This is a genomic window from Phytoactinopolyspora halotolerans, from assembly GCF_010550675.1.
Lineage (GTDB): Bacteria > Actinomycetota > Actinomycetes > Jiangellales > Jiangellaceae > Phytoactinopolyspora > Phytoactinopolyspora halotolerans.
In genome coordinates this window covers 160,440-171,513 of sequence record NZ_JAAGOA010000005.1, presented here as the reverse complement: position 1 = coordinate 171,513, position 11,074 = coordinate 160,440, and the positions used below count along the sequence as shown (strand labels likewise).

Here is an 11,074-nt window from a genome sequence, read left to right as displayed (position 1 = left end):
TTTAACATCACGGTACCCCGCCGTGTTGGGGGGGGGTGGACACCACAGCGATCCACGGCAATGTTGGCCGGCCGACGGGGACAATGGACGGCGTGAATCCTTCTCATGCGGTCGCCGTGGCTTTGGTCGACGAGTTGGTGCGGCAAGGGGTGCGGCACGCCGTGCTCGCGCCCGGCTCGCGCAGTGCGCCGCTGGCATTCGCGCTGGCAGCAGCGGCAGAACGGGATGAGATCCGGCTACACGTCCGGATCGACGAGCGAGTCGCCGGGTTCACCGCCGTCGGTCTGGCGCGCACCGCCGGACCCACGGCGGTGGTCACCACCTCCGGTACGGCCGTCGCGAACCTCCATCCAGCCGTCCTCGAGGCGGCGCATTCCGGTGTCCCGTTGCTGCTGCTCACCGCGGACCGGCCGCACGAGATGCGTGGCACCGGCGCGAACCAGACCACGGACCAGGTCCGGATCTTCGGCCACACGGTCCGCGACTTCACCGACATGCCGGCGCCGCACGGCCGGGCTGACGAGGCCGCCGACGTCCGCAACCGTGTCGCCCGTGCGCTGGCTACGGCCACCGGAGCACGTACGGCCCATCCAGGACCCGTGCATCTGAACGTCTCCTTCCGGGAACCGCTGGTCCCGGAACTGGACGCGGCTGCGTCTCCGCACGGTGCCGAAACCGGCGGCCGCCCAGCCGGCGCCTCCCACGTCAGGCCCGTCCGCGCGGCCGGCACGCCGGGATGGGCCGAGCCGTCGGATCCCCGCTCGACGGCCATGACGCTCATCCCTGGACCGGCGACGGTCGTCGTCGCCGGGGACGGGGCCGGGGCGGCAGCTCAGCGGTGTGCGGAGGCGGGCGGATGGCCGTTGCTGGCCGAGCCGTCGTCGGGCGCCCGGCGCGGGCCGAACGCGCTTGTCACCTACCGGCTGCTGCTCCAGCGACCGGAGTTGGGCCACGCCGTGCAACGTGTCGTGGTGTTCGGGCACCCCACTCTGTCCCGGCCGGTCAATGCCCTACTGGCGCGCCGCGACGTCGAGGTGATCGTGGTGGCCCCCAGGGGTGACTGGCCGGACCCTGGCCGGAATGCCGCACACGTCGTCGGCGCGGTCACCGTCGGTGCGGAGCAGATCGTCGGTGCGGAGCAGATCGACGGCACGGCGCAGACCGACGGTGCGGCGCAGGCCGATGATGCGGACCAGGCCGACCGCGGCGTCGACGGTGACAGTGGCGACGGCTGGCTCAAGTCGTGGCAGGAAGCAGACCGTGCAGTCTGTCGTGCGGTCGATGGTGTGCTGGGGGCGGGGCCGCTGACCGGGCCGCTGGTGGCCCGCGAGGTGTGGGCGGCGCTGCGGGATGACGAGGCGCTGGTGGCCGGCTCTTCTAACCCGGTCCGCGATCTTGACCTGACCGCGGCACCCTTCCGGTTGACGACGGACGTGGTGGAGGCCACGGGAGTAGGCGGGACGGAGGCCGCATGGGCAGAAGGGACAGGTGCTGCTCCTGGACCTGCGGTGTTCTGCAACCGCGGACTGGCCGGGATCGACGGCACGCTGTCCACCGCCGCCGGGATCGCGCTGGGGTCGCGCCGGTCCGTCCGGGTCTTCCTCGGGGACCTGGCGTTTCTGCACGATGTCGGTGGACTGCTGGTCGGCCCGCTGGAGGAAGAACCCCGGATGCAGGTAATCGTCCTCAACGACGACGGCGGCGGGATCTTCACGCTGCTGGAGCAGGGGGCTCCGGCGTATGCACACGCCTTCGAGCGGATCTTCGGCACCCCGCACGGCGCCGACCTCGGCGCTGTGTGCCGGGGGTACGGTGTCGATCACGTACGCGTCGACGACCTCCATGGGCTGCGCGCCGCCCTGTCCGCACCGGTCAGCGGGCGCTCGGTGATCGAGGTCGGCCTGGACCGTTCAGGCCACCGCGAGCTGCACGAACGCATCCGCGCCGCCGCCGACGAAGCACTGGGATAGGGTCAACAGCCGCATCCGCAGCCGTGCCAGGGCTGGGAATGCCCGCGCCCGCCCGGTGCTGATCGCGGCCGGCGTCCCGTCAGCAGTGTGCCCGCGGTGAGTCTGCGGTGGTCAGCGGGTCAGCGCGTCCCGCATGGGCACCAGCTTCGCCGTGCTCTCGGCCAGCTCGGCGCCGGGGTCGGAGCCCGCCACGATGCCGCACCCGGCGAACAACCGCATGCGTGAGCCGCCCGCCGGGTCGCTCTGGGCGCAGCGCAGCGCAATGCCCCACTCACCGTCCCCGTTGGCATCGATCCAGCCGACGGGCGCGGCGTAGCGGCCGCGGTCCAGCGGCTCGATCTCCCGGATCACCTCGCGCGCCTTGTCGGTCGGAGTCCCGCCCACGGCCGCCGAGGGATGCAGGGCCTCGGCGAGCGTGAGCGACGAGACGTTGCCGGACGCCACCCCAGCGAGGTCGGTGGCGAGATGCATCACGTTGGACAGGTGCAGGACGAACGGCGTCTCGGGCACGTTCATGCTGGAGCAGAACGGGGCGAGCGCGTCCGCTACCGACCGGACCGCGAACTCGTGCTCCTCCAGATCCTTGCTGGATCTGGCCAGAGATGCGGCGAGCGCGAGGTCGTGGATGTCGTCGTGGGTGCGGCGGATAGTCCCGGCGAGCACCCGCGACGTCACCAGTCCACGCTCCCGGCGGACCAGCAGCTCCGGGGTCGCGCCCAGGATGCCGTCCACGCTGAACGTCCAGCATCGCTGGTAGCGGTCACTCAAGCGATTCAACGGCCAGCGTGGGTCGATGGTGCCTGGGCTCTCAGCGACCAGGTCACGCGCGAGCACCACTTTCTCCAGCTCGCCGGCGTTGATCCGTTCCACCGCCTGCGCGACGACGAGTTCCCACTCCGGGCCGCTCAGGGCGCCGTCGGCGAACGTCACCAGGCCAGGCCGGCGCGGCGGCGATACCCGGGGCAACATCGGCCAGGGAGGCAGGTTCCCGGTCACGCTGACCGTGGTCACCCACCAGCGCCCGTCCCGGTGGCCCACCACCGTCTCCGGCAGGATCAGCGTCGAGGTGCCCGCGTCGTCGAAGGTGAAGGAGCCGAAGGCGACCGGGCCGGTGCCGGGCAGATCCACCTCGTCGCGGACGACGGCGGTCTTGCTCAGCCGGTTCCACCAACGCTCGGCGGCCGAGAAGCGGTCGGCACCGGTCGCGGAGAACCTGGCTGCCTCGCCCCACCCGACCAGTCCTTCACCTCGGCGTACCCAGGCCAGCGGTGCGTCGTCGGGAAGCAGTGAGAGCAGCGCGCCAGGATCCGGTATCTCGACCGTGCGGGTGACCAGTTCTGGCACGGGATCGATCGAGGGGACGGTCGTCACGGAGCACAAGCCTAAGCCCGAATCATGTTCCGGCCCGCAGCCGGGAGCTGACGATTTGGTCACAGCACAGCTGCATACCCTGCATGTGCGTGGACGACACACAGTATCGGAACGCGACCGCAGATCACCGGCGTGCGCCGGGTTCTAAGCTGAGCGGGTGATCAGAGCTTCTCTGGACAAGCAGCCGCACGAGGTCGCGGCGATGTTCGACGACGTCGCCGAGCGATACGACCTGACCAACGATGTCCTCTCCTTCGGTCAGGACCGGATCTGGCGGCGGGCGGTCGAGCGGGCGGTCGCGGCGCAGCCGGGGGAGCGAGTGCTCGACCTGGCCGCCGGTACGGGCACCTCCAGTGAGCCTTTCCAAGCCGCCGGAGCCGCGGTGGTGCCGTGCGATTTCTCACTCGGCATGCTCCGGGCGGGTAAACGCCGCCGCGCCGACCTGCCGTTCGTGGCCGGTGACGCCACCGGCCTGCCGTTCGCCGACGCCTCGTTCGACGCGGTCACGATCTCGTTCGGCCTGCGCAACGTGCACGATCCGGACGCCGGGCTGCGTGAGATGCTCCGCGTGACCAAACCCGGTGGCCGGCTGGTGCTCTGCGAATTCAGCCACCCGACGTGGGGTCCGTTCCGCACCGTCTACCTGGAGTACCTGATGCGGGCGCTGCCGGCGGTCGCGCGGCGGGTGGCGAGCAACCCCGATGCCTATGTCTACCTGGCCGAATCGATCTCGGCCTGGCCGGATCAGCGCGGCATGGCCGAACGTCTGCGCCGCGCCGGCTGGTCGAGCGTGCGATGGCGGAACTTGTCGGGCGGCATCGTCGCTCTCCATCACGCGGTGCGTCTCTGAGACGTTCACCGCGCGGTGCATCGCGCGGTGCGCGGACAACTTATGCTCCGGGTATGACGAGCCGAGGGGGCGATCGGCCGACGGACGCCGAACGTGCGCGGTTCCTGGCGATCGTGGACGCAGCTCGCGGCCGGCCTGGCGTGGACGACAACGAATGGGTACGGCGGCGGAGACGGATCACGCGTGCGACGACGCGGGCGGAGCTCTCTGGTGTCGTCGCCGACCTGCCCCGATCGCCGTCCGTGCGTGCGGCGGCGGTCAAGGGATGGCTGATCACGCTGGCCGCTTCCGTCGCGGTCGGCTTGGCCGCAGGTGGCGTCCTGGCAAGCCCGCTCGCTTCCGGCCCCGACTCCGCAGTCCGTGCCGGCCCGGCCGAGGCCGCGGACGATGCGCCGGCGCCTGCCGATTCCGATCAGGCCGCCGGCGCCGTCGGCATGTACTCACCGGGCATGCTGGAGGCGCTGTTCAGCGAGCTGGCGGTCGAGGGCGTCGACGAATACGTCGGCGTCGACCTCTATCCCGATCGGGCACGCTTCGAAGTGCCGGCGGCACCGGGGGCAGCGCAGTATGACGTCATCGAATTTCGGGACGGTAGCTTCACCGAGCGAGAACCGGGCGGGGAGATCACCTCGGCCGACACTCCACAGGACGCGGTTTTCAGCGCCTCTGACCTGACTGAGGGGGTGGTCACCGCGACGGCTGCGGCAGCCGCGGACGTGGCAGGGCTGCAGGGGAGACCGGTGAGCCTCGTCTCCGTCGGCCGAAGTTCCGCCTACGGTGCGATCGTGACGATATCGGTCCACCTGGAGCCCGACGACTACGGGGACGGCGCCTTCGTGGAGTGGGACAGCACGGGGCAGCATCTGTTGCGGGACGGGAGGTGAGCATGGCCTCGTCGGGGAGATCTCATGGCCCGGATCGCCGGTGGCGGCCGTCGGACGCGGACCGGGAGCGGTACCTCGAGGCGATCTCCACCGCCTTCAGTGACGGGCGGATCACCGCCGACGACCTGCAGTCCCGGACGGCCCTGGTGTACGAGGCACGGACGATCGCTGACCTGGAAGCGTTGGTGGAGGACGTCCCGTCGGAGCCGCCGCCGGTTCCGCCGACGGTCGCCGAGCGACCGTCGTACGCCCGGATGATCTACGTCGGCGTGGCGATTGCCGCCGGTATCGCGGCACTCATCGCGGTCACCGCCGCGCAGCCGGAGGAGCGGGACATTTCAACCAGTACGTCGGTCGAGGAGGCCCCGCTGGTTCCGGGACTGGACCCGGCCGAGGTCGAGGTTCCGGACGTCGCGACCGAGAAGCTCGACCTGCTGACCGAAGCGGGCCTGGTCGAGATGTGGGACACCATGTCGGGTGCCGACGTCGCCGATATCGCGAAGATCGGCATCTATGGTGACTACGCGCACATCGAGGTGCGAGCGGAGACCGACGAACCAGGCGTGGACGAGATCAGGTACCAGGGTGGGTTCGCCTCGCCGCGGGAATGGGAGCGCGCGTATTCGGAGGAGACCGAGGCGGGCTTCTTCGGCTGGAACGATGTGTCGCCGCAGGCGGTCGCCGCGGCGATCGACGCCACTCCGGGAGCGCTGGAGCGGCCCGATGCGGAGGTGGCGCATGTCTCGGTCGGGCGGCGCGGCTGGGAACGCGGCCAGATCGTGATTCAGGTGGTGGCCGACGACGGTGGGAACACCTTCTCGGTTCGATGGGACGCCGCCGGGTCCACGGTGTTGTCGACCCATTGATGGGGCGCCGGCTTCTCCAAGGGGTGTTCCTCACATATCCGAGGGGCGCCGCTCGCGGTGTGTCACGGTGCGTGCCGCGTGTCACCGTATGTCACGCATAGAACCCGGATTCCGGTATCACGCGATACGGACGGTGACACGCAGAACGCGCGGTGACATTGATGCCGGCCTCGAACCGTCACGTGCGCTTCCGCGTCGTTCACCATGGGGCAGGTCATATTTTCGCAACATAAGTGATGCGTAAATGCGCTGGTCAGAACTGTGGCCCCGTTCGAACCTCGCCGCCCGGAGGGCCTAAACTTGGCCAGGAAGGTACTTAGTGAATTCATTCACTAAGTGATCGATCATGACCGAAGAAGACGTACGACAGGTGTTGAGGATCCGATGACTGCGCAGGCCGGCGACGCCGACGTCATTGTCGTCGGCGCCGGACCCGCCGGTTCCACCACGGCGTACTACCTGGCCCGATCCGGGCTGGACGTGCTGCTCCTGGAGAAAGCCTCGTTCCCCCGGGACAAGGTATGCGGCGACGGCTTGACCCCGCGCGCGGTGCGTCAGCTGGTGCGGATGGGCGTGGACACCTCCGGGCCTGGCTGGATCCGGAACAAAGGGCTGCGGATCGTCGGCGGCGGCATGCGTCTGCATCTGCCGTGGCCGGATCTGGTCAGCTACCCCGGGTACGGGCTGGTCCGCACCCGCCTCGACTTCGATCACCTGCTCGCCCGGCACGCAGCGGCCGCAGGGGCCAGGCTGATGCAGCGGACGAAGGTCAGTGGCCCCGTCGTCGACGAAGCCACCGGCCGGGTCGTCGGCGTCCGGGCGACGCCGCTGGGCGAGAACGGCCGGTCGGCGGGCGCTGCGGTGACCTATCGGGCACCGCTGGTGGTGGCGGCCGACGGCACGTCGTCGCGGATGGCCACGGCGCTGGACATCCACAAGCGCGACGACCGTCCGATGGGAGTCGCGGTGCGCACGTACTTCAAGAGTCCGCGCCACGACGACGACTGGATGGAGTCCTGGCTCGAGCTGTGGGCCACCAACGACCGTGGCGGCCGGGATCTGCTGCCGGGGTACGGCTGGATCTTCGGCGCCGGCGACGGCACCAGCAACGTCGGGCTCGGCATCACGAACACGTCGAAGGCGTTCGGTCGGGTCGACTACAAGGACCTGCTCCGACGCTGGGTGGCCGAGACGCCGGCCGAATGGGGTTTCATCGAGGAGAACCAGGTCGGTGAGATCCGCAGCGCCGCGCTGCCGATGGGGTTCAACCGGCAGCCGCACTACAGCCGTGGCCTGCTCCTGGTGGGCGACGCCGGCGGGATGGTCAACCCGTTCAACGGCGAAGGAATCGACTACGCGATGGAGGCGGCCAGCACGGCGGCGATGGTGATCGCCGATGCGCTGTCCCGGGACGCCGATACCGCCCGGGAGCGGGTCCTGGAGGGGTACCCGGCGGCGCTGAAACGAGAGCACGGAGGATACTTCACACTCGGCCGGATCTTCCTCCGGCTGATCGGAGACCCGCGGATCATGAAGATCGCCACCAACCACGGCCTGCCCCGGCCATGGTTGATGAAGTTCACCTTGAAGCTGCTCGCCAACCTCACCGACCATCGCGATCAGGATGTATACGACCGTGTCATCAACGCCATGACCCGATTGGCTCCGGCCGCATGAGGTGTGGGCAGAATATGGGCTCGTGTCTTCGTACTCACGACCACCGAGCAGCCGGACGGCGGCGCCGATGAGTGTGGTCATGCCCGACCGGACGGCGCGCCGCCGCCGGACGATCCAGATGAAGGAGACGGTAAGCGTGACGAGAGTCGTCGAGGGGAGCTGAGCGAGCGTGGATCTGTACGCACCGATGATCGGGCTGATCGTCATCGCCGCCGCTTTCGCCGTGGGCTCGGTGGTATTGTCCGCCGTCGTGGGGCCGAAGCGCTACCACCGCGCGCGTCTCGATTCGTACGAGTGCGGGATCGAACCGACGCCGCAGCCGGTGGGCGGTGGCCGCATCCCGATCAAGTACTACCTGACGGCGATGACGTTCATCATCTTCGACATCGAGATCATCTTCCTGTATCCGTGGGCCGTCCGCTTCGACCACCTCGGCGTCTTCGGCTTTGTCGCGATGGTGACCTTCCTCTTCCTGATCACCGTGCCGTTCGTCTACGAGTGGCGCCGTGGCGGGCTGGACTGGGATTAAGGGAGCGGCGAAGTGAGGAGTGAGCGGAGTGGTCGGCGTCGCGAGGTACGAGCAGCCGCCCGCGGAGCGAACGACGAGCTGAGCGCGACCAATGTGACGAGTGGAGCGTGACCAGATATGGGTGTTGAGGAGAAACTCCCGGCAGGCATTCTGCTGAGCACAGTGGAGAACCTGGCCGGCTATATGCGTAAGGGTTCGTTGTGGCCGGCGACGTTCGGGCTGGCCTGCTGCGCCATCGAGATGATGGCGTTCGGGGCACCCCGGCATGACTCATCGCGGTTCGGCATGGAGGTCTTCCGTGCGTCGCCGCGGCAGGCCGACCTGATGATCGTCGCCGGCCGGGTCAGCCAGAAGATGGCGCCCGTGCTGCGTCAGATCTACGACCAGATGGCCGGCCCGAAGTGGGTGCTGTCGATGGGCGTCTGCGCCAGCTCCGGCGGAATGTTCAACAATTACGCGATCGTGCAGGGTGTGGACCACATCGTGCCGGTCGACATCTACCTGCCGGGATGCCCGCCGCGCCCGGAGATGCTGATCGACGCCGTGCTGAAGCTGCACGACCAGATCCAGCACACCAAGCTGGGCGCGCACCGGGAGGCGGTCGAGGCGGAGGCGGAGCGCGCGGCGCTGTCCGCGACTCCGACGCACGAGATGAAGGGTCTGCTGCGGTGACCGACAAGCCAGAGGAGACACCGGAGGAGGAGAGCCTTCCGGCGGAGCCGGAAGGCCCGGAGCTGCCGCCGGCTCACCCGTCCCGCCGGGGCATGTTCGGTGCTCAGGACGCGGGCGACACCTCCGGGTACGGCCGGCTGGTGGTCCGTGACACGAGCCCGACCCGGGGCGATTCCACGCCGCGGCCATGGGCGGACGAGTTCGAACGGCTGGACGAGGAGTTCGGCGCGGCGCTCCAGCAGGCCGGCCAGGCGTATGACGATGCCGTGGAGAAGATTGTCGTCGACCGCGGCCAGATGGTCATCTTCATCAAGCGGGAACGGTTGGCGGACGTCGTCAAGATCTTCCGGGACGACCCGGCGCTCCGGTTCGAGATGTGCACGAGCGTCAGCGGCGTGCATTACCCGGAGGAGACCGGGCGGGAATTGCACGTCTCGTATCAGCTGTTGTCGATCACCCACAACCGGCGTGTCGGGCTCGAGGTCGTCTGCCCGGATTCCGACCCGCATGTCCCGTCGATCACCGCCACGTATCCGTCGGCCAACTGGCACGAGCGGGAGACGTACGACTTCTTCGGGATCATCTTCGACGACCATCCGGCCCTGACCCGGATCGAGATGCCCGACGACTGGCCGGGACACCCGCAGCGTAAGGATTACCCGCTCGGTGGCATCCCGGTCGAGTACAAGGGCGCCACCATTCCACCGCCGAACGAGCGGAGGTCGTACCAGTGATGTGTAGAACGGCGAGCTGCCGAGTGAGCGGAGCGGCCGGCCGAGTTTCCGAGGCCGTCCGCGGAGCGAGTCAGAAGGCGAGCGTGACCGATGAGTGACGTGACATTCACGCCCGCCGAGGAGACCGAGGACCCGTACGCGGGGGTGCGCGACACGACCGAGGGCCCGGTCTACACGGTCACCGGCCAGGACTGGGAAGACGTCGTCGGCGCCGCGGCGGCCGGCGAGGAACGCATCGTGGTCAACATGGGGCCACAGCATCCCTCCACGCACGGCGTGCTCCGGCTGATCCTCGAGCTCGACGGCGAGATGGTGACCGAAGCCCGGGCGGGCATCGGTTACCTGCACACCGGCATCGAGAAGAACCTCGAGTACCGGAACTGGACGCAGGGCGTGACATTCGTGACGCGGATGGACTACGCGATGCCGTTCCACAACGAGACCGCGTACGTCCTGGGCGTGGAGAAGCTGCTGGGCATCGAGGACGACATCCCGGAGCGGGCGAACGTCATCCGGGTGATGATGATGGAGCTCAACCGGATCTCCTCGCACCTGCTGGCGATCGCGACCGGCGGTATGGAGATGGGCGCGCTGACCGTGATGACCGCCGGTTTCCGGGACCGCGAGCGCACCCTCGACCTGTTCGAACTGATCTCCGGCCTGCGGATGAACAGCGCTTATGTTCGGCCCGGCGGGGTGGCGCAGGACCTGCCTCCCGGCGCGGTCGAGAGCGTGCGGGACTACCTGACCTGGATGTGGGACCACATCGGCGAGATCGAGGCGTTCTGCAACGAGAACCCGATCTTCAAGGGACGCACCGTCGACATCGGCTATCTCGATCTGGCCGGGTGCATGGCGCTCGGTATCACCGGACCGATGCTCCGCTCGACGGGCCTGCCGTGGGATCTGCGCAAGAGCCAGCCGTACTGCGGCTACGAGACGTATGAGTTCGACGTGCCGACCACCGATACCTGTGACGCCTATGGCCGCTACCTGGTACGGATGGCGGAGATCAAGGAGTCGCTGAAGATCGTCGAGCAGTGCCTCGACCGGCTCCGTCCTGGTCCGGTGATGGTTCAGGACAAGAAGATCGCCTGGCCGGCGCAGCTGGCGGTCGGCGCGGACGGCATGGGCAACTCGCTCGATCACATCCGGCACATCATGGGTGAGTCGATGGAGGCGCTGATCCACCACTTCAAGCTGGTGACCGAAGGCTTCCGGGTGCCGCCGGGGCAGGTGTACATCCCGATCGAGAGTCCACGCGGCGAGCTCGGCGCGCATGTGGTCTCCGAGGGTGGTACCCGGCCGTGGCGGGTGCACTTCCGCGATCCGTCGTTCAACAACCTCCAAGCAGTGCCGGCGACCTGCGAGGGAAGCATGGTCGCTGACGTGATCGTCGCCGTGGCGAGCATCGACCCGGTGATGGGCGGGTGTGACCGGTAATGAGCGGCGAGACGCCGAACGAGCGGAGTGGCCGGCATAGCGAGGAACGAGCGGAGCCGTCCGCGGAGCGAGCGAGAA

10 protein-coding genes are annotated in these 11,074 nt (G+C 68.7%); 9 read left to right on the top strand and 1 reads right to left on the bottom strand.

From position 1 onward, the window contains the following. Nucleotides 1-83: 83 nt before the first annotated feature. Nucleotides 84-1,970 (top strand): 2-succinyl-5-enolpyruvyl-6-hydroxy-3-cyclohexene-1-carboxylic-acid synthase, encoded by a 1,887-nt coding sequence (gene menD, locus G1H10_RS09025; RefSeq protein ID WP_163735816.1) that lies wholly within the window; start codon nt 84-86, stop codon nt 1,968-1,970. A gap of 111 nt (nt 1,971-2,081) precedes the next feature. Here menD and G1H10_RS09020 read toward each other — a convergent pair whose 3' ends face one another. Continuing rightward, nucleotides 2,082-3,350, bottom strand: coding sequence for an isochorismate synthase (locus G1H10_RS09020; protein ID WP_163735813.1), 1,269 nt, complete (start codon nt 3,348-3,350; stop codon nt 2,082-2,084). A 148-nt stretch (nt 3,351-3,498) separates the two neighbouring features. Between G1H10_RS09020 and G1H10_RS09015 the strand changes: the two genes are divergently transcribed. The 8 genes from G1H10_RS09015 (at nt 3,499) to G1H10_RS08980 (ending at nt 10,996) form a co-directional block, all read left to right on the top strand. After that, a complete protein-coding gene (locus G1H10_RS09015) occupies nt 3,499-4,191 on the top strand; it encodes a demethylmenaquinone methyltransferase (protein ID WP_163735810.1) in 693 nt (230 codons plus the stop codon). A 53-nt stretch (nt 4,192-4,244) separates the two neighbouring features. Continuing rightward, entirely contained in the window at nt 4,245-5,075 is an 831-nt protein-coding gene (locus G1H10_RS09010) for a DUF1707 domain-containing protein (RefSeq protein WP_163735809.1), read from the top strand. Between the two features lie 2 nt (nt 5,076-5,077). Continuing rightward, nucleotides 5,078-5,941 (top strand): DUF1707 SHOCT-like domain-containing protein, encoded by an 864-nt coding sequence (locus tag G1H10_RS09005; protein WP_163735806.1) that lies wholly within the window; start codon nt 5,078-5,080, stop codon nt 5,939-5,941. A gap of 384 nt (nt 5,942-6,325) precedes the next feature. Further along, on the top strand, nt 6,326-7,618 hold the full coding sequence (locus tag G1H10_RS09000) for a geranylgeranyl reductase family protein (protein WP_163735803.1): 1,293 nt from the start codon (nt 6,326-6,328) through the stop codon (nt 7,616-7,618). Nucleotides 7,619-7,787: 169 nt separating this feature from the next. Further along, the gene (locus G1H10_RS08995) at nt 7,788-8,147 is read left to right on the top strand and encodes an NADH-quinone oxidoreductase subunit A (protein ID WP_163735801.1); all 360 of its coding nucleotides are present in this window, start codon (nt 7,788-7,790) and stop codon (nt 8,145-8,147) included. Between the two features lie 117 nt (nt 8,148-8,264). Then, nucleotides 8,265-8,819, top strand: a complete 555-nt coding sequence (locus G1H10_RS08990; RefSeq protein ID WP_163735798.1) for a NuoB/complex I 20 kDa subunit family protein — start codon at nt 8,265-8,267, stop codon at nt 8,817-8,819. Next, nucleotides 8,816-9,553, top strand: coding sequence for an NADH-quinone oxidoreductase subunit C (locus G1H10_RS08985; RefSeq protein WP_312856555.1), 738 nt, complete (start codon nt 8,816-8,818; stop codon nt 9,551-9,553). Before G1H10_RS08990 ends, G1H10_RS08985 begins: the two co-directional genes overlap by 4 nt. A 90-nt stretch (nt 9,554-9,643) precedes the next feature. Next, a complete protein-coding gene (locus tag G1H10_RS08980) occupies nt 9,644-10,996 on the top strand; it encodes an NADH-quinone oxidoreductase subunit D (RefSeq protein ID WP_163735796.1) in 1,353 nt (450 codons plus the stop codon). Nucleotides 10,997-11,074 lie beyond the last annotated feature (78 nt).